Here is a 25,248-nt window from a genome sequence, read left to right on the forward strand (position 1 = left end):
AAAAACTACTTATTTTTTAGTAGTTTTCCACATTATAAATTACGGCTGGTAAACTTCAACGGCAGCGATTTTTCCTTAGCATTTTGTAACTCATGAGTAACACGCTCAAGAATATAAAGAACAGGAACTTGAGATGAAATATTATATGTTTGTGGTAAAATAATATCTTTAACATAATAGTAGATTCCCAAATCTGCCATTTGATCAATTGTTGACCCTGGCTTATTAGTGATTACCACAATTTTTGTATTCTGACTCTGATACATTTTAAGCTGATCAATTACTTCTCGAGTTTCACCACTTTCGGTCAAAGCAATTAATAATGAACTTTCATTACCATCAACTGGTGGGGGATAATAAGGATCATCGATACTTTGTGAATAATACCCTACATTTGAAAAATAACGAGCCCCATATTTTCCTAAAGTACCACTTGTTCCAATTCCTAAAAAACAAATCGACTTAGCTTCCTTGATATACTTAACAAATTTATTAATTTTCTCCTTAAAATCTACACTTCGTGCATAGTTAAAAAATTCTAAAAGAACATCAATTTCATCATCAGTTTCTGGTAGAGTAAGTCCATCATTAAATAACTTTAACTTTGTCTTGAATTCTACAAAACCATTACAATCCAATTTTTGACAAAACCGTACTACTGTCGCCGTTGATACATGAGTACATTCAGCCAGATCACGAACACTCATATTTGTAACAACTTTAATGTGCTTCATTACATAACGATAAATAAATGTTTCTGTTTCATTCAAATTAGCAATTTGCTTGTATGTAAACAGCATTTTATCGCCCCCTTTTTTTGTTGGATGAAGCTTTCTTCCCTGATTATGTATAATTCTAACACATATATCCACCAAATTTAAGAGTTTAAAATTTATTTATTAACTAAAAACGGTCTAATTTAAGATACCCTGCTTTAATATAGTTTAATTTTCTAAAAGCTTTATAAATTCCAAAGCTGATCAACATTGGTGCTAGTAAATCAATAACAATGATTGGAATCCAATAATTATTTCCCATCACATTAACAGCTTCTAAAATCCCTACCAGTCCTGCAGTTCCCATTCCTGAACCAATTGCTGAACAAGATATTTCCAACAAACAAGTAGAAATTGGAGCAATAATAGCACTTGTTAAAATCGGCGGAAGCCAAATTATCGGATGCTTTACAATATTTTTAAACTGCAGCATACTTGTTCCAATGCCAATTGCTACAACATCACCAATATCATTATCATCCATCGACATTACCGCAAAACCAATCATTTGAGCACAACACCCAGCTAAAGCAGCCCCAGCAGCTAAACCATTAAGTCCCAACATCACTCCGATCGCCGCACTAGATATCGGTGCTGTTAAAGCTATTCCCATCAAAACTGCAACTACAATTGACATGAAAAATGGCTGCATGTTTACCCCTTGATTAATTAAATCACCAATCCAAACAATTAATTTAGTGATATATGGACCAATAAATATTGTCACTATTCCCGCAACTATAATAGAAGTAAAAGGCACTAACAAAATATCAACCGGTGTTTTTCCTTGTACTAATCTTGTTACTTCTACTGCAATAATTACGGCTACAAACGCTGCGATTGGATTTCCAGTTGTCGCCGTATTACCATTAAATGTTCCTGCTCCAATCGTTCCAGCAATTACTGCCGCAATTAGATTTAATCCTTTAGCATCGATTGCATAAGCAATACCTGCTCCAATCGCTGGTCCCATTAAATAAGTTGCCACCTCACCCCAAGCAACTAGTTGGCTAATATTAGCAAAATTTCCTATTTGTTTAAAAATCGTTCCAATGATCAAACTGCAGAAAAAGCCATATGCCATTCCATTTAATGATTTAATAATATAGTTATCTTTTTTCATTCTAACCTCCTACAACTGCAATATTTTTAACCCAGCGTTCTTTTTTAAAGAAGTAGGTTGCAATTATTAATTTTATCAAATCCAAACTTTCAACAACGATATATAACGAAATTAAAGAAATAGTCGTAAATGACGATAATAGAGTTGAAACCAGTACTCCAGCAGCCCACAAAAAACCTGAATCCATAATCATCGTACTAACAACATCTCCACCCGCCCTTAAAATAAAGAAGATGCAGACATTAAAAGCATAGATATTAATCATTATCGATTTAATTCGAACCAATCTTACGATTGCTTCTTTAATTGGTATATCAACATTATACAGATTAGGAATCAGTGGTGCCAATAAAAAACATATCATCCCAATCATTAACGATACCATCAATGCAAAACATAATAATTTACGCGCATTATCTCTAGCCTCATCAAGTTTATTAGCACCTAATTTATTTCCTATCATGATCGACACAGCTGAAGATAGACCACCAAAAACAATAAACATTATATTAGCTACTGTGTCAACAACAGATATGGAAGCCACTAAATATTCGTCACATCGCATATATGACATAAAAATTAAAGCTTGTCCCAATGAAAACAAAATTTCATTGATCGTCAAAGGAATTGCTTTACGAACAATACTGGTTAATAAGTTGACATTAATTCTAATTATCCCTTTTAAATCAAAACTAAAGAAATGTTTATTTCGATATAAAATAATCAAATATATTGCCATTTCAACAAGTCGAGCAATAATCGTTGCAATAGCCGCCCCTTGAATTCCCATTTTAAAGAATCCAAAATTTCCAAAAATCAAACAATAGTTTAATGCGGTATTAGTTATTACTGCTACTATCCCCACTTTTAGCTGAATCTTGTTAATACCAACTGCTCGTAAAGCCATCATACAAGTGAACGAAACAGCAAAAGGGATATATGTATATTTAGCAAGATGTAAATATTTAATCGCCTCATCAACTATAATCGGTGTTTTAGAAAACAATTCAATTGCGTATTGAGGAAAAATAAAAATTATTAATGTAAATAAAAGTCCTGCCCCAACCGCAAAAGCCATATTAATATTAAATACCTCTTGGCAATTTTTCTTCTGCTTAGCCCCGAAAAATTGAGCAATATAGATTCCCGCCGCTCCACATAACCCAAATAAAATTGAGTTCATAATTAGAAAAAAACGATTTGCCACCGTTACTGAAGTTAATGCAATATTGCCAATACTGCCAATCATTACATTATCAATTAAATTTACAAACGTTGTGATAAACTGTTGAGCCATAATTGGAAAAGCAATACTAATAACAGTTCTATAGAATTGTTTAGTTCCAAAATATTTCTTCAGCATCATCACTCATCCTTTTTTCTCTTTAATAAATCAGGGAACGCACGTATCAAACGCCGGTGCCCATATTTAAACAACTTCTTTTGTCTAATTAATGATTTTAAGACGACTTGCTGCTTTTGCCATTCTAGACGCTGTTTTTCAATATATGCACGTGCTTCATTTTGTTTTTCCTCAATACTTGCAATCAATCTATTTTCACTTTCTTCCAGTACTTGTTTTACTAATTCTAATTTCTTTTCAATATCCAATGCTACATGTGTTGATACAATTGTATCAACAATAAAGAGAACTGATAAAACCCCACTTAAGACAAATAAAATATTTTCATCAACTAATAATAGCTTACTAGTAAAAAAAGGCTGAACATAATCGATTGCCACAACACTAAATAAACCAAAACAAATAAAACCCTCTAAACAAACACGACCATTCAAATTAAAAGCCTTTTGGCTATAATCCCACCAGCGTCGATGGAACAGTTTCTCCATTACATACGAAGTAATATATTCTAATAAACAAGCTACTACCCCGCCACTAATAAATAAAGTATAAATAGGATAATTAACCTGCTGAATATCAAATAAAACAATTACCAGCATTGCACCAAAACCATAAATAGGAATCCAGGGACCATTTAAAAAACCTCGATTATATGGTTTTTGATGCCGTGATAAAGGCAAAATGATTGATTCCCAAATCCACCCCATTAAACAATAAATAAAGAATGAAACCACAAGAATTATCAACTTTCCAGTCATATTTTGCCTCCTTTAAATAAATTAAAAAGTCTGCCAAAGCAGACTTAATATACAATTGGTGGAGCCTAGCGGGATCGAACCGCTGACCCCCTGCGTGCAAGGCAGGTGCTCTCCCAGCTGAGCTAAGGCCCCAAAATATTAAAATATATATGGTGGGCCTGAATGGATTTGAACCATCGACCTCACCCTTATCAGGGGTGCGCTCTAACCAACTGAGCTACAGGCCCATATATATCTATTTGCAATTAACTAATGGTGGGCCTGAATGGATTTGAACCATCGACCTCACCCTTATCAGGGGTGCGCTCTAACCAACTGAGCTACAGGCCCATATATATCTATTTGCAATTAACTAATGGTGGGCCTGAATGGATTTGAACCATCGACCTCACCCTTATCAGGGGTGCGCTCTAACCAACTGAGCTACAGGCCCATCAATCAACTGCCCTAATATAATAGCATGTAGATTCTTTACCGTCAAGCATTTATTTATAATTTTGACAATTTTTTTTATTTCTTAATTTTATCAAAAAATCGTCATTGCATATTATTTGTTTGCATATCTAAATATTGTTATACTTTGATTATAGTTTATATTTAAGGGAGGCAATTATGAACTTATATGAAATAGAAGTATTAGATAATAACAATCAAACAATCTCACTAAATAATTATAAAGATCAAGTTTTACTAATCGTCAATACAGCAACCGATTGTGAATTCACCGAGCAATATGATGATTTAGAAGAACTTTATGAAAAATATCATAATTATGGTTTTTGTATTCTAGATTTCCCATGTAATCAATTCGGTGAACAAGCACCTGGAACAATGGAAGAAATCATGTCTTTTTGTGCGGATACTTATGGTGTTAGTTTTCCGCAATTTGCTAAAATCGAAGTCAACGGCCCAAATGAATCACCACTTTATACATATTTAAAAGAAAAACAAGATAGTACTTTATCAAAACGAATCGACTGGAACTTCACAAAATTTTTAGTTAATCAAGAGGGTGATGTCGTTGCCCGCTTTGAACCGTTAGTAAAGCCAAGAGAAATTGAAAATAATATTAAAAAATTATTAAAATAAATCTTTATAACAACATACTTGCATTGCAACATAATAAAAACTACTAAATTGAATGAACTTATTATTTTAAATCAAAAATAATAAGTTCATTTTTAATATTAATATTCATCGTATCTGATACCTCATCTTTAAGATAAGATTCTTGTATATTCCTCTTTTAATTACATATATTATTAAAGGAGGTAATAATGGTAAAATTTGCAATTTATACATTTTTAGGATTTATTCTTGAGTCAGTATATGTTTCAATCTTAAAGAAAGAATTCTATCTATCGGGATTACTAAAAGGACCGTTTATCCCTATCTATGGCTTTGGTGCATTATTGATTTTAAGCATTGTCCCTTATCATACTAATAATTTTGAAATCTTTTTTTATTCACTATTCGGCTGTACTGCCCTAGAATATTTGACTCACTTTTTCTTATCATATGATTCACAAATAGAAGTATGGGATTATGGTAAAATACCTAGCAATTATACTAGCCGTATTTGTATGTTCTATAGCTTGATGTGGGGATTTTTAGGAATTATTTTAGTTAATTACATCGATCCATTTATTAATAGCCTTCTAATTAATTTAAATTATTATGCTGTTAATATTATCGCACTCATATATATCCTTATAATCCTATATCAATTTTATAATCAGCAATTTCAAGTAACAAAAAAGCAGCCTAAATAGGTTGCCTACATATTAGATTCTCTTTTTTCTCATCGCATCAAATGCTTTTAATAAAATTGCCTTAACATCAAATAAAGCATAAGCACCAATTCCGATTATATCAACCGGACAACGTACTAAACGCTCAATTTTAATTTGTTCAAAACAAATCAAAGGACTTAACAAGACAACATCAGCATCAATTCGGTTTTCTAATGCTTCAGCAATTGAATAAGCTTGAATTTCACATTTTACAGAGCCTTTTTCAGATTCTTCAATCAGCTTTTCAACAAAAAAATCACTTGGTATTTCTGTATCCCACAATAAAACAATTTTTTTCATCTTGCTAAACCCCTTTCCTTTATATTTTGGTATAATTTGTTGTATTTTATCCATTAATTTATCACATTAAAAACTTTTTATAAGCAAAAATTATTTTTTATACACACAAATATATCATTTACAAGAAAAGATGTAAATGCTTTCATCACTATTTATTATATTTTTTTATTGTTTTTGACAATATATTTTATTATTTATATTTAAAAAACTCCTATAAAATGAAGCACACTTCCATAACTCAGCCAACTAAATTATAGAGTGTACTTAAAAAAGGAGTTTTTCTACGATAATATCTTTTCATAATCCTTTGGATCAATTGTATCTTCTGGATATTTCTCACGATATTTTTCAATCCCATCACATATTTTGACTGCTAATTTTTGATGATACTTACTACTTTGCAGTTGTCCTCTTTCATTAGCATTAGAGATAAAACCACATTCAATCAATACTCCGACTGTCTGGGTTGCCCGTAAAACTCGGAAATCTGCACCTGAAATGCGTTTTGCACTTCCTGTAACTTCTTTCATCGTAGTTTGTATTTCACTGGCAAGGCGCTTTCCTTTATCACTGTTTTTATAATAAAATACTTGGGAACCCCAAGCACCTGAGGCTGGAGCTGAGTTTAAATGAATACTGATTAAATAATCACTTTTATATGAATCTATCTTTTTAACCCTTAAATACATATCATCCTGTTTTGAATAGTGATGATTTCGTTTGGTCATATCCTGCTCGTCTTCACGAGTCATATTTACTGTTGCCCCTCGACTTTCAAGTTCTTCTTTCAAGGCATATGAAATTTTTAAATTTAATTCCGATTCATAAATTTTTCCAACACTTGCACCATTATCAAGGCCCCCATGTCCGGGATCAATTACTACTGATACATTTTTTAATGGTAAATCTTTGCTTACGGCCACATCATTTTTAGGATAAAAATAATGTCCCGCAAGATACAATGCTGCTGTAATCGCTATTATAAGATACGTTCTCTTCACAAAATCACCTAACAAATTATATGCAGTAACGATTCTAATAATGCTAAAAACGCGTAAAACTAATTACACGTTTTTTAAGTATTTATCTATAAAGATGCGAATAAAGTGAAAACACGTCATTTAAAATGATGTATTTTTATGATCGTACTTTAGCCCAAAGTTCAATATAACAATTTTCCTGATAAGGATTATAATATTTTTGAACCAGAAGATCATCTGGTTCAAGACGATGTTCAACAAACCAAACTTCATACAAATATCGGCTAGCCTTATATAAAGCTTCATTCACTAATGATTCAAAATTTTCTGCTTCATAACTACATACTACATACTTACCACTAGGAATAATTCGTTGTTCACAATCAATTGACGGTCTATCAATTTCAATCCCTACAAAATAATTAAATAAGGCAGGATCATCACTCAATGTTAAAATATCTACTACTACCGCATCTTGAACATCTAATTCCTGGTACAAAGAAACTATGTTATTTATCTTCGGTTCACCTAATTCATCTACTTTAGCCATTTTGCTTTTACCATAAAAAATTCGATCATTACAAACTTGTTTTTCATTTATCTCTAAAACCATCCCTTCTACGATCAATGGCACGCCAGTATCAATTACAACATAATTAAGCTGTAAATCTGGTTTAATGAAATGATCTAAATGAATTTTTTGATTACGATAATCATCAGGTGTAATTTTATAGACTTCTTTAAAAGCCCGAGTAAAAGCACTATGTCCAGAAAAACCACAGGCTATTGCAATATCTAAGATTCTTTTTTCCGTATTTTTTAATTGATTGGCAGCTTTTTCTAAGCGCCGCAGCTTCACATAATCATTCACAGTTTTTTTAGTTAAACGAAAAAATAATCGCTGATAGTAGTATTTTGATAAATGAGCAATTGCTGCTAATTTATCAATATCGATCTCTTTATCATAATTTTCTTCAATATAATCAAGTGTCACCTGAATCTCTTGCCATGCATACATATTTAATAACCCCTTTCTTAAGTTACTTATAGTCTACCAATTAAATTATCTCTCTGTTTATCTGTCAATGCCTTTATTCACAAATTAGAGTTAAATAAATTTTTGAATGTCAAAAAATCTTTATATCTATTAACTTTATGTGATTGATTTGTGATATAATCTATAAAGAATACATTATAGGAATGTGGTGAAAATATTGATTTGGGATATCACGGCAGAACTTGTTTCAGCAATAACATTATGCATTATTTTAGTCTATGCCCGTAAAGGAAATCTTCTACCAACCGTAAAAAATAAAGTTTTTCAGTATTGTTTATTCATTACTTTTCTTTCAGTCAGCTCTAATATTATTTCAACAACACTTTTACAATATTATAAGCAAGTACCATTATTCTTTAATAGCTTTTTTCTACTAATTTACTATTTAAGCACACCGTTAATGGGCGCTATCTATTTCATCTATGCACTAGCTAATATTTATGATGAAAAAGAGGTCAAGAAATATGCCGCACTTTGCAGTTTACCATCAATATTATACGTTCTTTTAGTTTTTAGTAATTTCTATACGTCGTTGCTCTTTTCGTTTGATCAAGTATCCGGTTATCAACAAGGACCTTGGATATTTATTACATATTTAGTCTTTTATATTTATGTCTTTTTTTCATTGATTCTAGTAATTCATAAAAGGAAATCTCTCGAACGAAATGTAAGTTATATTTTAGGGGTATTCCCTTTTATTTCTGCCTTTGTAATCCTATTTCAATATATTCACCCTGAATATATTTTAACAGGTACCGCAGCCACTAGTGCTCTTTTAATTATTTATTTGTATTTACAAAACAAGCAAATGTTCACAGACACATTAACGAATTTGTTGAATCGTCAAGAATTCAACAAGATGATCGATATCTTAATCGATAATAACAAACCTTTTATTGCTGTAGTTATTTCTTTAAAAAATTTTAAGTTTATTAATGATAAATTCGGCCAAGAAATAGGTGATCAAATTCTTTTAGAAGTTTGTCATTATTTACGTTATTTATTGCCTAAGCAGGCAATGTATCGCTATGGCGGAGATGAGTTTGCATTAATTTTTTATAATAAAAAGAATGTAATAAATGCTCTAGAAAAGATTGAAACACGAATGAAAAATCCGTGGCAGATTTCAAATATTGACTTTATCATTAGTTATGTAGCTGGAGGAATTGCTTATCCTAAAGTTGCTCATAGCAAAGAAGAAATTATTAACGGCCTAGAATATGCTGTTTCGTTAGGAAAAAAGGATAATGCTCATAATATTAATTTTTGTGTTACTGCAATGATCAAACAAATTAGACGAAAATATCAAATTCTTGACTTATTAAGAATTTGTTTAGAAAACAATAGTTTTGAAGTTTATTTTCAACCTATCTATGATCTCAAAACACATAGCTATTGCAAGGCAGAGGCATTACTCCGTTTACCGGACAATCCACTTGGGTTTATTTCTCCCGAGGAATTTATTCCAATCGCTGAAGAAAATGGGTTGATTGCTCCAATTACTTATCAGGTACTTGATAAAACTTGTCTTTTTATAAAAAAAGTGATTGCTGAAAAAAAGGATTTTACCGGTGTTTCTATTAATTTTTCAGTATTACAATTTATGCAAGATGATCTTGAAAATAAAGTTTTAAAAGTTATTGAAAAACATCAACTGCCTTATGAATTAATAAAAATTGAAATTACCGAAAGTATGCTGGTAACTAATTTTGATGCAATCACAAATTTTATGACAAATATGATTAATCGTGGAATCCAATTCTTACTAGATGATTTTGGTACTGGTTATTCTAATATCACCTATGTCCTTACTATCCCTTTTCAAGTCGTTAAAGTAGATAAAAGCCTAATCTGGCAAGCAATGAAAGATGAGAAAGCTGCAATTCTTATTAAAAAAATGATTGAAGCATTTAATCAAATTGGTTTACATATCTTAGCTGAAGGAATCGAGACGAAGGAGCAAATGGAATTTATGAAAAAATGCGGCTGTGATTTATTGCAAGGTTATTATTTTTCTCGACCAGTCTCATTTGATGAAGCTTTAAATGTAATCAAAACAACTAAAATTACCGAAAAATAATAGACATGGTTGTCTATAATAATGACCCGATCTCATTCATTAAGTCCAACGAATGAGGAGCGGGTCACTTTTTCACACTTATATCCTTGATGCCTTTGATAAAGCAAACATAAGTGGGATTATTAATAAATTGATCAAACCCCTGCTCATTGTCACATAGATATCTTAGTGATTTCAATAATCCTTGGGTTCTAACATTTCCTTCAAAATCATCTTGTAAAGTCGAAAAAATGATTATTGATACTTTTTTCTTATTATAGATAATAGGGTTTTTTAGTACAAATACAATTAATAGATTTTTTAAATTTAATTTCATATGACTCGAAAAAATAAGACTATGGCTACATGAATCAATAATCTCTACTTGATCTTTGTCTAGTAAGTTTTTCTTAAATATATCAAATGAAATAGCGACTTCTTTTTTTAATACACTATAGAGATAATCGTAAATTCCATTGATATTATCAATATCAACACAATTAAAATAATATTTCTTATTAAATAAAAATTCACTCATTTCGATTTGTCTTGTCTCCATTACAAGATTTTTAAAGTATCTCATTGTATTGTTATCTAAAAACTCAGATATTAAAACAATTGGGATATTGATATCAATATCCATTGAAATTGTTGAAATGATATAATCATATTGATTTATGTCACACTCTAAAATATTACCTACATTACCAAATAGTTCAATATCAACATACGATCCTATATCAAACAATAACTGCCTATATAATAAATCTCTATTTTGATGATCTAGCGTACATACAAATAAAACTTTCTGTTTTTGGAGTTTTGTTAAACAAATGAACTTTTCGAACAAAATTGTAAAAGACGATATACTGCTCATCGAAACATGGTGGATTGTTTTTTGCTCTATTATATTCTTGAGACATAAAGCAAGTTGAAATGAATTGGAGTAATTCTTCTCAACTTTATTATAGTATGTATTACGCTGTTTTGTATTAAAACTACAATGAAACAATGTCTTATCTACCATAGTAAACAATTCTTCCTTTAAATCTTTCAAAAGCGGTTCTTTAAATATAATAAAAAACTCATTTTCAATTGCTTTTAATGATTCATTGACAATCGTTAAAGACATTTCTTTATTATAATAAAATGACCCTTTATCTTCTTTAGCAAACAATTCAATAGCAATTTGTTTAATCTCATCATAGGTAATCTGGCAATTTATAGTATCTTTAATTTTTAATGCAATCTCTTTTGCAACTTGCATTTCAATAGATAAGTTAAACTCTTCCGGAATATCAATTTCAGTTAATAAATGCTTAGATTTAGCTCTTGAAATCATAACCAATATGTAAACGAGGAAATCAATTAAAGATGTATCAGATAAAGAAACATTATATTTTTTTAACAATGATATAATCTTATAATCTAACATCTCTTTATTTTTATAAAGGCTCTTTAAAAAATCAAACATAATATATGAGTGCTTGTAATTAATGAAAATAATATCTGATAATATAATTCGTTTGTTTTCTTCACGTCCTTCTAAAATCAACCCTACATTTGCTTTAGAGTTTATTTTCAGTTCATGCTTCGCAAACCATTCTCTAAGATTAGACAGTTCCTTAGATAAAGTTGATCTTGATACAAAAATTTCTTCTGCAAGATCATCTATCTTAATTCCTGTGTCGCATTCAAGGAGTCGCTTTGCAACATAAAAAGTTCTATTTATATATAGATAGTAATCAAAATTATGGTTACGCTCATGGTTTTCAATCTTGTTAATAAGCTCTAGTGCCTCCAAATAATCTGTAAAATCTATACGATATCCTTTAGGGGTACGTGAAATCAATCGATATCCAAATTCATTTAATAATTCTTGCACATTAATAATTTCATCTCTAACTAATCTCCTACTTATTCCAATATGATTTGCGATTTCATAAGAGGTTGCATAATCATCTAAGAAAGATAAATATCTTATAATTTGAATACAGTAACTTTCTTGATTAAAAATTTGAGCTCTAACCATAATTAATCACCTCACTAATACTCTACATTATTTTCCAAATCATTACCATTGCTTGCAATACATTTTTTATACCAATAAAATGATTTCTTTGGATATCTCTTTAGGTCCTTTAAATCTTCAACATCCCTATTAATATAAATAAATCCATATCGCTTCAACATTTCTTTGTGGGCACTTAGAAAATCAATACTACTCCAAGCTAGATACCCAATAACATCTACACCATCATTTTCAATCGCAGTTTTCATAGCTTGAATATGTCCTTGATAATAATCTATACGATTATCATCATAAATTTTACCATTAATCATTTCCTCTTTGATACCTATTCCATTTTCAACAATAAAAATAGGTAGATGATAACGTTCGTGTAATTGAATTAATGACAATCTAAGAGCATCAGGATCAATTGTCCAATTCCATTCACTTGCGTTATATAATGGATTTTGTACAAATCCTTTCCCCCATAAAAGATTGTTTTCAAAATCTATTATTGATTCATTTTTAATAGTTCTATATGATGTAACCATCATTGAACGATAATAAGATATAGCTAAATATCCTAATTCTTTAGAAGCCTTAAGTACATCCTCTTGTTCTTCATTATTAAATTCACATTCAATATCTCTTTTTTCCATGAAAGAAACAAAATATTCCGGTAAGTATCCTGATGTCATAATATCAAAGGAAAGATAATTCATGAATTTATGCGAGAATTCACAAGAAATCATATCCCTTGAAGTAGTAGTTGCAGGTTGGAACAAACAATAATTAACCATTCCACCAACCATAGCATCAGGTATTTCTTTTTTTATTGCTAAAACTGCCCTTGCATGAGCAACTTGAATATTAATATATAGTTGAGAATAAAATTCTTCTTTACTCATATAATCAGGCCTATTAGTTCCAGCAACCAAATCACTTTGATATGGAGCAAGATTTGTTTCATTATAAGTAATCCAGTATTTAACTTTATCATTCATTCTTTTAGCAATACACCTTACATGTTCAACATAAAAGTCTATAACTTTTTTATTTAAAAAACCATTATATGCCCTCATCAGATGATCAGGCATATCAAAATGAACTAAGGAAACAACTGGTTCAATTCCCTTCGATAACATATAATCAATCATTTCTTCATAAAAGTCTAATCCCTTTTCATTAGCTTCATCGTCGCCATTAGGATGTATCCGTGACCAAATAATTGAGAAACGGTAAGCTTTAATGCCCATTTCGGCCATTAAATCAATATCCTCTTTAAAATGATGATAATGATCTGTTGCAACCTTAGTATCACTATATTGAGATTCAATCCCAGGTTCAGGTGTAACAACAAGTGTGTCATATACATTTAATCCCTTTCCATCTTCTAGGTAGCCACCTTCTGCTTGAACATTGCTTAACGCAGCTCCCCATAAAAAATCTTTTCTTAATTCTTTCTTTTTCATCGTCTTTCCTCTTATTTTGTGGTCATCATAATTATCATCTGACCATCAAATTCTACTTTATTATTTATAGGAATGATAAAATTATCTCCCATTTTTATTTCAACACCATCAGCCTTTCCACAACCTTTAACAACCGTTGCTAGTTGATAGTTATTATAAATATAGCTACTCAATCCACTTACTTCTAACTTTGTAACTGTAAATGAGTCATTGGATATATAGACAGTTTCCTTAATGTTGTCATATTTTTTTTCAATTGGTTGAACATTATTTTCCATTTTTGATTGATCATAATTTAGACATTCAATAGCTTTATCTAAATGTAATTCACGTTCATTACCTTGAGAATCTTTTCGATGATAGTCATAAAAACGATAAGTAATATCTGTTGCTTGTTGTATTTCATAAACTATACTCCCTTTTCTCAAGGCGTGTAACAATCCAGCCGGCAAATATACAAAATCATCAGATTTCACATCTAGATATCTTATTAGATCATCCCAGTGTTCGTTTCTTATATAATCCTTTAAATCTTCTGGACTTGAAGCATTATGACCATAAACAATATTGTAATTTGGCATTGCTTCAATAAAGTACCAAGCCTCATTTTTCCCGCTATTAAAACCTTCTTTTAAAGCATAAATATTATCGGGATGTACTTGAATACTTAAATCATCTTCTGGACCAACCAATGAAATAATAACTGGGAATGGTTCGTTTGGATGACCAAACAATTCTTGATGACTGTTCCATAATTCATGCAATGTCTTACCAACAAATGGTTCAGTAATACAAACTGTAGAAGCGTTTTCTTGCGCGCTAAAAGACCATGATTGCCCTATACCATCCGGGAAATCGCAATAGTCAAAATAATCTTTGACAAGTGTATGTCCCCATATTGCAGGACGAGGTATAGGCTTAAAAAATAATATACTCATTTATATTCTCCTTTGAAAAAAAGACAATTTAAATTGTCTTTAAATTCTTGACATGAATACAAAAAGATCCGCTAAAATTGTGACTGTTGACAATATTCTCGCTACCTTAACTGTTTTTTCTTTAATGGTATAACAGTATTTTTGTGCATAAAATCTATTAACTTGGGTTGCTTTTACACTATGATAAGCCCCCAATAATGCAAAGACTAGAATAACAACACTTAACCATAGACTTGTACCAACTTTCCATGCTGCTGGATAAGGAAAAACACCTAGTATAAACCCAATACACGAAACTGTAATTGCTGGGATAACATATGGATTCTTTAAATCACAATATTTGTCTTGCTTTTTCAAATCACTTTTTGCATTTTTTTCTTTTTTCTTTTTTTCTAAATACTTTTCTTCATAACTTTTTTGTTCCAACTTGATAATCTTCTCGCCACATATTTTACAAAAAACTGTTTTGTTATCTATCGGATTCCCACATTTTCGACAATACATAGAATTCTCCTTTATTTTAAAATAACACCAAATATATTTACGAGTAAAAAATACGAACTTAAAGCCATAGTAGCTAACGCTAATCCTAAATTACCATTCTTTCTATATCCTTGTTTAACAGCATTGTAATCAACAAAAAGCGCAAACCCTTCAGTTGCTAAAGCTAGTATATAGAAAACACTGCTAATATAGAAAACAATACGAGAGTTTCCGACAGTATTATGAACTACAGTTGCCATAAAAAAATCTAAAATAACCATTGAAAATAGAAATAAGATAAGACCCAGTTGGCAGAAATAGTTTTTTTGGGGATTCTCTTTTAATTCAACAACTCTAGAAACATCTTCTTCTTTTTTTGTTAATTCCTTCCCACAATAATCACAATATATTGCATCATCGAGTATTTCGTTATGACAACATGGACAAGTCTTCATCTTAATTTCTCCTTTTCATTAAACAGCTACTTCAGTAGCTTTCTGCTCTTCTAATTTTTTTATTTCGTTCTTTTCATATGCTTTCCAGAACGGATACATGATAACCATACCGATTGCAAAGTTAATAAATACTAATAATACTGCACCAATTGATCCGGCAGTTGCCAAATATGCTAAAATTGGCGAAGGTGTTGCCCACGGAATGCTTATAACAAATCTTCCTACGAAACCAATTGAGGTTAACAAATAACTTACTGCAGCAGTAATAGTATGAATTAACACAAATGGAATTGCTAAGAAAGGATTTAATACAATAGGTAACCCAAACATCAAAGGTTCCACAATACAGAAAATCATTGATGGTGTTGATAACACAGCTAGCGGTTTTAATTGTGGTAACTTTTTAGAACTCATATACATGTAGATTAAGATCGGCCAACAAGTAGATACATATTGGAATAATCTATTTAATTGATCAATCCATATATGAGGTGCTGCTAAACCAGCTGTATATGCTTCTGTATTTTCAATCATCCAAGTTTGTAACATTGGAGAGATAACTGTCCCCACAATATTATCACCATGAATACCACATACCCAACATAATGAGGCAAAGAAATATGCAAAACAGAAAACAAAGATGTTATCCGCACCGGAAAGAACTGGTAATAAAATATTTGTGATTACTGCAGGAATGTCGAATCCCATAATAGTACGAATTGACCAACAAATTAAAGCAACAAATAAATATGGCACAATAGATGAAAAACTATCTGAAATTGCCGGTGGTACACTACTTGGTAATTTGATCCTAATGTTATATTTGTAACATAAATGAATAACATTTACAGATATCGCCATCGCAATAATAGCAGTAACAATCCCCGCACTACCCCAATATGTAATTTCTAATGCATTTACACCTTCAGAAGTTGCTGCGATACCGTTATAGTTTAATAAAATGAACGCAAATAACGCTCCTACAGCACCAGTAGTTTTATTAATACCCTTAATATCAGCATATTCAGCTCCCATTGCCACACACATATAAATTGCCATGATATTCATTGACAAACTATTAATTAATGACAATTGGTCAATATATGGTGTTAAAAACGGTAATAATGCTTTTTCTGTAATATTTCCATCAGCTCCAAATAAACAAATAACCAAAAAGATTGATCCAACCATTGTAACACCAATTGACGAAACCATTCCTCTTTGTAAACCTTGAATAAATGGAATTTGACCAAATTTGATTAACGGACTGGAAATTTTATCCATAGGTCCCATAATCTTATCTACAAAAGAATTTTTTTCCTTTTTAGACATGATACTCTCCTCCTCTTCAATCGAAAAAAATAAGCGCTTTCTTTTTTCTAAAATCATTATAGATTTTAATGTCTATTTTATCAATTTTTCTAAACGAGCTTATATGTGCCGTTTTATTACATGTCTATATTCACTCTTATTTATGAAAAAACTGTAACACACCAATTGCTCATCTTATTGGTAATATTACAGTTTTATAATCATTTATATTTTTTAATTTTGTAATAATCTTTTTATAACTTTTTTCTTTACCAAACAACGTACTAGTTTATAAAACAAACCCTTTGACACTTACCTTTGATAACATCGCAATTTCTCCGGGAAATAAGTACTGAGAAAAAATAGAAGATGCTCACAAAGGTATTTCTTGATCAACTTCTTTAAAACAGACTAAATGGTTTGCTGAAAGATACAAAAACGTAGATGATAGATGCAGTATATTAGTAAAAGCAAAGATCAATAAAAAATATATACTAGCATCTTTTGAGGACAAAGATGAAGTAGTAATTGACTACAAAAGATTTTTTGATTTAGAATTCTTAAAATAAACAGTATAAAAAATAATTGTTATAATATTTAGGAAAATAAGTATCCGTCCCAAAGTTCTCATTTCTCAATCATGTATAGAAGGACATGTAGATGAATAAAGAAATACGCGATGTTCTTTATTCATCTTACCAGAGAAGTTTATATACAAAAAGCCTGTTAACTGAAGTGAACTAAAAAACACTTTAGTTAACAGGTTTTTATTCTTATAAATTAAAGTTTACTGTAAAAGATTTGTTTGATACAACTCCTGAAGGAGTTATGACTCTTCCCTTTGCAATAATGCTATATGTTTTATTAGAATTCTTAAATGACCCAGTATGACTACTCATTTCAAAGAAGTTTTTAGTATTTACCTTAGTAACAGTTACCCCTGGTTTATAGCTTGTATCAAATTTACTACCACTATATTTATATTTTAATATCATTTTATTATTTCCGTTATAAAATGATAAAGTTCTACTTCCTGAAGTTGAACGAAAATATGTTTCGATATTTACATTAATAGTTTCACTATCAACTGTAATATTGACTATTAATTCATTTTCTAGTTCGTTTAAGTCATAATTTAATAAATGTTTAACATAATCATCATAAGACTTGAAAGTATCCGTAATTTCTGAGTTAATAAACTCTTCCTCAGATAAAATGTAATAATTGGAATTATAAATTTCATTAATATGGTCAATCCGTCTTATTAATAAGTCTAACTCAGTTTCATTATCAAAAGCTTTTGTCGGAACTATATTAATTAACATTATCATTGATAGTGTTAAAAGGAATGTAAACATTATTTTTCTCATTTTATTTCTCTGTTTCTTCAATAATTTTTTTTAAAAATTTAATGTACTCCTTAAATTCCTTTTGCCCATATTCTGTCAAATTGTAAGTTGTTTTTGGTTTATTGTTGACAAATTCTTTTTTTACATCTATAAAACCAGCAGAAACTAGTTTTTTAGTATGTGTTGCTATATTACCATCACTACAATTGCAAAGCTCTCGTAGCTGATTATAAGTCAAATTAGATTTTGATAATCCTGCAACCATTTTTAGCCTAATATTTGATTCAAAAATTTTAAAGGTTTCTCTTCCTTTTATCATCCGTATCCCTCTTTAGAAAAATAATAGTAAATAACATAATAATGGCTACAAGTCCATATGTATCAAAATCATAAAATATATTCATAAAAACACCAAAAGAATTAGAAATAGCTCTTGAACTATAAATGTAAGCCTTAAGAATAAAGGATACAACAATATAACATATAAACAATAAAGTTATAATCATTGTTCTCTTGTTTCTAAAGTAGGAATAAATATAAAATAATTCAATTAAAACTATAATATAGGACAAAGAAATAGTTTGATAAAAAGATATCATTGCATCAGTGTTTAGATAGTTTGTTAATATCGGGATAATTATTTCTATGGAAAACAAAATAGGGAAAATAATCCATAATTTCAAAAACCTACGCTCTTTTACCGATAGTTCTTTTAAACATATTGTTTTCCAAATATATAAATTTATGCATATATTAAATAATACTTTTCCCCCATTATACAAATTGTAGAAATATTTGTAGTTATAAAAACCAAATTTAAAGTTTAAGATATCGATTACATATATAAGTAACATCATTGAAGAATAACATATAAGCCATTTACAAAACACACTAATTATTCCACGATATGGTGAATACTCCGTTGTAATATACTCTGTATCTTTAATAGCCTGATTTATTATTTTTAATTTATTAATATCGTTATTTTTGCTCATTAGTATAACCTCGATTATATATAAGGATATTATAACTTATTTTATATAAATCTACAATTTAAAGCTAAACTGCCCCCATATAACAGTTTAGCTCTTTATTTTGTATCATATCTATTTACTATTTAGATAGTTATATAGTAGATGATTTAAAATTATAGTCTTTAGGAAATTAATACATTATAAGGAACGATGGCTCCCGACTGTTGTGCTAGATACATCGCATTTACTGCAATACCTTCCATTCCATTATAATCACCACTTGCATAATCATAATAATCTGAGATATTAACTAATTTACTACTAGAAGTCGGTTTGCTATAGTTAAAACTATGAAGTGCATAATAGCAATCCTTTGATGCAGTTCCTCCAGTATTTGTGAAAATGTCACTTCCATTTGTCTTAGAACCATTTGCTATTTTAACAAATACACTGTGAGACTTAACTCTACTGCCGTTAGTTGGACTATATGTGGAGTTTTTGTTTGTATTTACAGTAGCATGTATTAGTAATTCAGAGGCTAATTTATAATTTTTATTGCTAAAATAACCAATTACTGCAGCAACAGCGGTATTAGGCTGATTTGCTCTAGTTGTATTTTGAATAGAAGCCATGTACTCTTTTTTTATTTTCTCTAAACCGCTTATTAAATCTTTAATCTTATTAATTTCGGTCAGATTTTTATTTTGTGTCTCAATTACAAGTATTTCTTGATACTCATTAGTCAATTTGTCTAACTTTGCAATAATATCTATATGTTCTGATTCTATTTGTTGCTCTAATAATTCATAAGTTTTTTCTTCTTGATTAATTGATTGTGCATAAACATTAGTTTGCGGCAGGCACATACAAGTAACAACACTAATACATCGGATGAGCTTAATTTTATTTTTCATATTCTTCCTTCTTTCTATAAATATTACCTAAAAATATATAGATTTTGAATATTCTTTCTTATAAATTATAATGGTTATGATAAAGATTGAATAATGTATAGCCTTGTCTTATTTTTGTTAATAATTACTAACAATTTATCGGAATTATTTTTTTCAATGTATTTCCAATAATAATCATTTTTGAAATCTGGATATTGATTTGTATTAATTTTCAAGTTAACTAAGTATTCCTTAAATAATGCTTCAAAATCAGTATTTTTGTTAGAAGACAAATTGTTTGGAAGTTTACTTGTTTTTTCTAACTCAAAAATTTCATAAATAGTTCCGTCTCCCTGAAATCCGATTTCTGTTTTTTTCTCATATAGTGATTTCAAGTTAGAAGATAGTTCAATGTTCCAATTATTAATGTATTTTCTCGCATTTGAATTATGGACATAATAAAAATATGAGATTCCCAGAAATAGAAATAAAATAATAAATATAGATATGATAACCTTTTTCATTTCTTCTCTCCCCTTTCTAATTTAAGTATATCAAAAGTACTTTTTATTAACAAGTACTTTGTAATATTGAGAATTATAAAGGCAAATAATTTTTATGAAAAAGTAATGATAAAAAATTTTTTATTGACGATTTAACATTAATATTGATGAAAACAATTTAACACAAAAAAAAATAGACCTATATATTAAATAAAAATTTCTCATTTATACCTCTTTTTTAATTAACAATACCATTTAACTTTAACTGGATTATTTTCATTATCTATTGCTATCAGTTGCAGTGATTTTAATACTTTTTTAAACTCTTCTTTAGCAAGCTGATCATATATTTCTTTATTTTCACATAAGCCAGCTTGATGATACACTATTGCCGCCACAGCATAAAAAGTATAACCTAGAGCATTTGTTGGTGAATCTTTTGTTGCACATGCAATTAAAATTGCTCGCACAATTGCCAAAGGTACAATTGTCTCCTCAACATCTTTGATAAGCTCCTTAGCTTCTTTTAAAAGCATTCTTTGTTCTTTTTTTGTTTTAGTACCAGCTAAATATTTTCTAGTTTCACAAATAATATGTTTTAACCTTGCATCATCAGGATATTTATCTTGATAAATACTTAATAAATTTTGTTCCACGTAATTCAAACTCCAATTTGCTAATGTTTCAGCACTTTGACTCTCAATTAAAGCCATTAATACAACCACCGTAGGATCATCTATATCGCCTAACATTCTTTTTAATTTTACCATAAAATTATCTCCTTCTTAAATCTATTGCTTCGATAACAATATTATACCCATATCAACTTCTTCAAGCGATTAAATTGTTATTAATCCTACTTCTGTTTAGTTACTTATAAAAAGAAAAAATCCTTGAATAATCAAGGATTTTATAAACAACACATTTGATAAAATTAACGTTTTGAGAATTGTGGAGCACGACGAGCTTTTTTAAGACCATATTTTTTACGTTCTTTAACGCGTGCATCACGAGTAAGGAATCCAGCTGCTTTTAAAGTTGGTCTATAATCAGTACCAGCTTGTAATAATGCTCTTGAGATACCATGACGGATAGCTCCAGCTTGTCCAGAGTATCCACCACCATATACGTTTACACTAACATCAAATTGAGAAGTTGTGTTAGTCAATTCTAATGGTTGATTAACAATCATTAATAAAACGTCTGATGGTAAGTATTCTTTAGCTGGTTTATCGTTAATTACGATATTTCCTGTACCTGGTGTTAGGATAACACGAGCTACAGAAGATTTTCTACGTCCAGTTCCTCTATATTGTACATTTGCCATTGTTCTGTATTTCCCCCTTACCCTTTAATCTTCAATTCTTCTGGTTTTTGTGCTGCATGTGGATGTTCACTACCTGCATATACAAATAATTTCATCCCTTGTTTTCTACCTAATGTGTTATGTGGTAACATACCTTTTACCGCTGCTTCAACCCAACCAGTTGGATTTTGTTCTTTGAATTGGCGAGCAGTTTTAACTTTTAAACCACCTAACCATCCAGAGTGACGATAGTAATTTACTGTATCTAATTTCTTTCCAGTCATTACTACTTTATCAGCGTTTACGATGATTACATAATCACCAGTATCCACATGTGGTGTGTAAGTAGGTTTATTTTTACCTCTTAACACTGTTGCTACTTCTGATGCCAAACGACCTAAAGTTAAGTCAGTTGCATCAACTACGTACCATTTTCTTTCGATTGTGGCTGCATTAGCCATAGTTGTTTGTCTCATTTTACTTTCTCCTATATCCTTACCGGGGACTTAGAGTTCATAAGAACATTCTCATTATAAATACTTCTATATTTAATGTCAATGATTTTTCTACAAATAAATTACCTTATTATCATATATTTTTCTATTTTTGACTTTTAAAAAAACTCTAGAATAAAAACACCATTTTAATCATTATTTTTATTCATTAATTACTGTTACTATTTAATATTTAACTCATTTAAAAAGACAGTGCTAGAAATAATCAATAGCACTATCTTTCTATTTTAATTATATTTTCTTTTTTTAAACAATACCAAACCGCCCGCAGATAATAACAATGATGTCATAATTGCACCTAAATATGTATTATCACCAGTTTTAACACTTGTATTAGGTTTATTTTCTGGTTTTACCTCAGGTTTCACTTCAGGTGTAGGAGCATCAATTTTAACTAATTTATCAATTGCTTCTGTTAATTGAGCATAAGCTGATTCAATTGCTTCTTTGTCACCTGATGTTATCGCACTTCTTACTTTTGCTAAAGCAGTACTTAATATATCTAGTGACTCTTTAGTATAAATATCTGTTTTCCCTAAAAATTCTTCACCTTTAGCAATCACTTGATCTAATTCTGCTTCTGTTACATATTTCTCAAGATTAGCTATAGCTGTATTTAAAGCTCTAACTGCTTCTTCTACAGCCTCTTTATTAGCACTTGTATCATTTAATACTTTAGTCGCTTCTTCGATTACTGTATTTAATTTTTCAATAGTTGCAGCTTTATATACATCTATCTTAGCTGCTTCAGCTGTTGCTTCTGCTAGCCTAGCTTTTAAACCTTCTTTATCAACGACAACTGCATTAACTACAACTTTTACTGTTTTTGAATATTCACCATTGACATATTTTACATCATATTCATCTGCTGTACCTGTAATTTTTGTTTCTGGATCAACCCAAGACCATCCTTCTGGTAATGCTACATTTGCTAATTTATCACCAACGATTCCATTTAATTTAAAATCACTAGGGAAAGTACGTTCAGCAACTGTTAAAGTCATCGTTTTACGAGTGAATTTATAATCACTTTCACGTTCTGGTCTATTTCCATCATATTCTATATCATTTGGAATAGCAGTATAATGAATGTTATATTTACCAACTGGTAATTTTGCTAAACTAGCTAGATCATCTTTGCCTGTACAAAGTAAATCAACACTAGTTAATCCACCTTCATTTTTAAACATATGTTCATTTTCAATTGAAAAATCTACAAAACTATTACGATTAGATGTAACACCAGCTAATAGATCAGGTGTTGCTCCTTCTTGCATTGTTACATCTTTTAACCCACTAATTTCTGGTGCAGCATCGTAATATTCTTTTGCTGCAGCTTTTTGTTCTTCATTTTGAGCATAATATACATAATCAATTGCAAATTCAGTTCCTGCTAAATTAGTTTCTACATCACCAGGCCAGTTTCCACCCATAGCTAAGTTTAATTGAATATATTGTGGACGATTAAAACATTTTTTTGCAGATTCACCCCAAGTTGGATTAGTTAAATCTAGGGTATTATAAATCACTCCATCGACGTACCATTCAATTTTATCTGGTGACCAATTGATACCAAATACATGATAATCATCATTGAAATCAGCACCGCTTGGGTTTGTATATGCTTTTCCCCCAGAACCAGTTGTATCTTGATCCCATTGATCACCGATATTTTTATCATAAAAATGTGGTGTCCCCCATACTTGTTTATTTCGAGCTTCACCTTCATAACCACCTAATAATTCCATGATATCGATTTCACCGCAACGTGACCATCCATATCCTTGTTTACCATTAATCTTTCCATCAAGTGTAAAATCAGCACCTAATGTCCAAAACGCAGGGAATGCTCCTCTTCCTTTTGGTAATTTTGCTCTCATTTCAATTCTTCCGTATAAAAATTCTTGTTTTCCATGAGTTCTCACACTTCCAGAATTATAGATTACTTGACGATTACCACGAGGATTTTTATATTGATCTTCTTTTGCACGATCAGTAGCCTTTAAAACTAAGTTTCCATCACGCATAAATACATTTTCGTCACTTTTTACATAGTGTTGCTGTTCAACACCGCGAATACTTCCTAATTCATATCCCCAGTCACTTGTATCTAATTGCGATTCATTAAAATCATCAGCCCATAAAATATCATAATTTGAATCTTCTTCGCTGTCTCCACCGATAAGTTCTACATCATCAAAATAAACAGTAGAATTTTTCAGTGAGTCACTTGCATTCCCATCTACCCAACGTGCAACACCAACAACATATGCTGTTTCTGATGATGTTGTAAATTCTAATTCTACTTCTTCCCATCCGTTGGTAGGACTAATTGGCTTATCCTTAAATGTTTTCGGAGCGTTTAATCCTCCCGTCTTAACATCCAAGGTAATTGTATCATCAGAATTTTCGCTTGAAAACTTAACTTTTGCTTTTAATGTATATTTAGTGTTTGGTTTCAAGGTCACTTCTTGCCAAATATGTCCATTAGCATGCAAATCAGTAGTTGCCCCAAGTTTCCCTGATTTACCAATAGTTACACCATCTTCAGCAACAACACCAGAATTTTGCCCTGCAATATTCCAGTTAGTAGCCCCATTATCAAAATTACCGTTTTTCAAAACTGAATCTTTTTTCATCTCTACTAGATCATATTGATGATCTACAGCCGCATTTACTGGTGAAATTGTAGGTACTGCTGCCATACTAGTTAACATTCCTGCAACTGCTACAGATGATAAAACTTTTCTAAAACTCCATCTTCTCTCCATAATGTTCTCCTTTTCTCGTATAGAATAGCGATTTAGATTATAACTTAATGTATTTATT

General features: G+C 30.3%; 24 protein-coding genes and 4 tRNA genes. 3 read left to right on the forward strand and 25 right to left on the reverse strand.

What is annotated here, in order from left to right; translation table 11 throughout:
- Positions 1-32: 32 nt before the first annotated feature.
- From KTF99_RS09600 to KTF99_RS09635, 8 genes are all read right to left on the reverse strand, one after another.
- A complete protein-coding gene (locus KTF99_RS09600) occupies positions 33-800 on the reverse strand; it encodes a MurR/RpiR family transcriptional regulator (RefSeq protein ID WP_008790974.1) in 768 nt (255 codons plus the stop codon).
- Between the two features lie 103 nt (positions 801-903).
- Positions 904-1,899: a PTS transporter subunit IIC gene (locus KTF99_RS09605; protein WP_029481047.1), complete on the reverse strand. Its 996-nt coding sequence runs from the start codon at positions 1,897-1,899 to the stop codon at positions 904-906.
- Between the two features lies 1 nt (position 1,900).
- On the reverse strand, positions 1,901-3,262 hold the full coding sequence (locus KTF99_RS09610; RefSeq protein ID WP_226814572.1) for an MATE family efflux transporter: 1,362 nt from the start codon (positions 3,260-3,262) through the stop codon (positions 1,901-1,903).
- Between the two features lie 2 nt (positions 3,263-3,264).
- On the reverse strand, positions 3,265-4,020 hold the full coding sequence (locus tag KTF99_RS09615; RefSeq protein ID WP_029481080.1) for a putative ABC transporter permease: 756 nt from the start codon (positions 4,018-4,020) through the stop codon (positions 3,265-3,267).
- Positions 4,021-4,076: 56 nt separating this feature from the next.
- Positions 4,077-4,152, reverse strand: a tRNA-Ala gene (locus KTF99_RS09620).
- Positions 4,153-4,170: 18 nt separating this feature from the next.
- A tRNA-Ile gene (locus KTF99_RS09625) sits at positions 4,171-4,247 on the reverse strand.
- A gap of 26 nt (positions 4,248-4,273) precedes the next feature.
- Positions 4,274-4,350, reverse strand: a tRNA-Ile gene (locus tag KTF99_RS09630).
- A gap of 26 nt (positions 4,351-4,376) precedes the next feature.
- Positions 4,377-4,453 (reverse strand) — tRNA-Ile (locus tag KTF99_RS09635).
- A 179-nt stretch (positions 4,454-4,632) separates the two neighbouring features.
- Between KTF99_RS09635 and KTF99_RS09640 the strand changes: the two genes are divergently transcribed.
- A complete protein-coding gene (locus KTF99_RS09640) occupies positions 4,633-5,109 on the forward strand; it encodes a glutathione peroxidase (RefSeq protein WP_003537204.1) in 477 nt (158 codons plus the stop codon).
- 188 nt (positions 5,110-5,297) lie between these two features.
- The gene (locus tag KTF99_RS09645) at positions 5,298-5,792 is read left to right on the forward strand and encodes a putative ABC transporter permease (protein ID WP_029481082.1); all 495 of its coding nucleotides are present in this window, start codon (positions 5,298-5,300) and stop codon (positions 5,790-5,792) included.
- A 12-nt stretch (positions 5,793-5,804) separates the two neighbouring features.
- Here KTF99_RS09645 and KTF99_RS09650 read toward each other — a convergent pair whose 3' ends face one another.
- From KTF99_RS09650 to KTF99_RS09660, 3 genes are all read right to left on the reverse strand, one after another.
- Positions 5,805-6,113 carry a hypothetical protein gene (locus tag KTF99_RS09650; RefSeq protein WP_008790970.1) on the reverse strand — a complete coding sequence of 103 codons (309 nt, stop codon included), beginning with the start codon at positions 6,111-6,113 and terminating at the stop codon, positions 5,805-5,807.
- A 281-nt stretch (positions 6,114-6,394) separates the two neighbouring features.
- Positions 6,395-7,129 carry an N-acetylmuramoyl-L-alanine amidase family protein gene (locus KTF99_RS09655; protein WP_009009626.1) on the reverse strand — a complete coding sequence of 245 codons (735 nt, stop codon included), beginning with the start codon at positions 7,127-7,129 and terminating at the stop codon, positions 6,395-6,397.
- A 121-nt stretch (positions 7,130-7,250) separates the two neighbouring features.
- Entirely contained in the window at positions 7,251-8,111 is an 861-nt protein-coding gene (locus tag KTF99_RS09660; RefSeq protein WP_003537199.1) for a helix-turn-helix domain-containing protein, read from the reverse strand.
- A 187-nt stretch (positions 8,112-8,298) separates the two neighbouring features.
- Here KTF99_RS09660 and KTF99_RS09665 point away from each other — a divergent pair, with 187 nt between their 5' ends.
- Positions 8,299-10,230, forward strand: a complete 1,932-nt coding sequence (locus tag KTF99_RS09665; RefSeq protein WP_051397571.1) for a putative bifunctional diguanylate cyclase/phosphodiesterase — start codon at positions 8,299-8,301, stop codon at positions 10,228-10,230.
- 64 nt (positions 10,231-10,294) lie between these two features.
- On the opposite strand, the gene KTF99_RS09670 is transcribed toward KTF99_RS09665, so the two are convergent.
- The 14 genes from KTF99_RS09670 to KTF99_RS09735 all read right to left on the reverse strand — a co-directional run bounded on the left by KTF99_RS09670 (position 10,295) and on the right by KTF99_RS09735 (position 25,190).
- The gene (locus tag KTF99_RS09670; RefSeq protein WP_003537195.1) at positions 10,295-12,241 is read right to left on the reverse strand and encodes a BglG family transcription antiterminator; all 1,947 of its coding nucleotides are present in this window, start codon (positions 12,239-12,241) and stop codon (positions 10,295-10,297) included.
- Positions 12,242-12,255: 14 nt separating this feature from the next.
- Entirely contained in the window at positions 12,256-13,692 is a 1,437-nt protein-coding gene (locus tag KTF99_RS09675) for a glycoside hydrolase family 1 protein (RefSeq protein WP_029481100.1), read from the reverse strand.
- Positions 13,693-13,703: 11 nt separating this feature from the next.
- Entirely contained in the window at positions 13,704-14,630 is a 927-nt protein-coding gene (locus tag KTF99_RS09680) for a class I mannose-6-phosphate isomerase (RefSeq protein WP_029481102.1), read from the reverse strand.
- A gap of 39 nt (positions 14,631-14,669) precedes the next feature.
- Positions 14,670-15,134: a zinc ribbon domain-containing protein gene (locus KTF99_RS09685; protein ID WP_009009621.1), complete on the reverse strand. Its 465-nt coding sequence runs from the start codon at positions 15,132-15,134 to the stop codon at positions 14,670-14,672.
- An 11-nt stretch (positions 15,135-15,145) separates the two neighbouring features.
- Entirely contained in the window at positions 15,146-15,568 is a 423-nt protein-coding gene (locus tag KTF99_RS09690; protein WP_003537189.1) for a zinc ribbon domain-containing protein, read from the reverse strand.
- An 18-nt stretch (positions 15,569-15,586) separates the two neighbouring features.
- Entirely contained in the window at positions 15,587-16,900 is a 1,314-nt protein-coding gene (locus KTF99_RS09695; RefSeq protein ID WP_008790964.1) for a PTS sugar transporter subunit IIC, read from the reverse strand.
- A gap of 752 nt (positions 16,901-17,652) precedes the next feature.
- On the reverse strand, positions 17,653-18,210 hold the full coding sequence (locus tag KTF99_RS09700; RefSeq protein ID WP_254210128.1) for a hypothetical protein: 558 nt from the start codon (positions 18,208-18,210) through the stop codon (positions 17,653-17,655).
- A 40-nt stretch (positions 18,211-18,250) separates the two neighbouring features.
- On the reverse strand, positions 18,251-18,547 hold the full coding sequence (locus KTF99_RS09705; protein ID WP_003537186.1) for a transcriptional regulator: 297 nt from the start codon (positions 18,545-18,547) through the stop codon (positions 18,251-18,253).
- 837 nt (positions 18,548-19,384) lie between these two features.
- Positions 19,385-20,116, reverse strand: a complete 732-nt coding sequence (locus KTF99_RS09710) for a hypothetical protein (protein ID WP_034559209.1) — start codon at positions 20,114-20,116, stop codon at positions 19,385-19,387.
- Positions 20,117-20,190: 74 nt separating this feature from the next.
- Complete coding sequence (locus KTF99_RS09715; protein WP_003537180.1) at positions 20,191-20,619, reverse strand: hypothetical protein; 429 nt, start codon at positions 20,617-20,619, stop codon at positions 20,191-20,193.
- Positions 20,620-20,840: 221 nt separating this feature from the next.
- The gene (locus KTF99_RS09720) at positions 20,841-21,368 is read right to left on the reverse strand and encodes a putative immunity protein (RefSeq protein WP_003537179.1); all 528 of its coding nucleotides are present in this window, start codon (positions 21,366-21,368) and stop codon (positions 20,841-20,843) included.
- Between the two features lie 164 nt (positions 21,369-21,532).
- The gene (rpsI, locus tag KTF99_RS09725; protein ID WP_003537153.1) at positions 21,533-21,925 is read right to left on the reverse strand and encodes a 30S ribosomal protein S9; all 393 of its coding nucleotides are present in this window, start codon (positions 21,923-21,925) and stop codon (positions 21,533-21,535) included.
- A 17-nt stretch (positions 21,926-21,942) separates the two neighbouring features.
- Positions 21,943-22,380: a 50S ribosomal protein L13 gene (gene rplM / locus KTF99_RS09730; RefSeq protein WP_003537152.1), complete on the reverse strand. Its 438-nt coding sequence runs from the start codon at positions 22,378-22,380 to the stop codon at positions 21,943-21,945.
- Between the two features lie 266 nt (positions 22,381-22,646).
- Positions 22,647-25,190, reverse strand: a complete 2,544-nt coding sequence (locus tag KTF99_RS09735) for a family 16 glycosylhydrolase (RefSeq protein ID WP_029481142.1) — start codon at positions 25,188-25,190, stop codon at positions 22,647-22,649.
- Positions 25,191-25,248 lie beyond the last annotated feature (58 nt).

The organism is Erysipelatoclostridium sp. MSK.7.34, from assembly GCF_019041935.1.
Lineage (GTDB): Bacteria > Bacillota_I > Bacilli_A > Erysipelotrichales > Coprobacillaceae > Thomasclavelia > Thomasclavelia ramosa.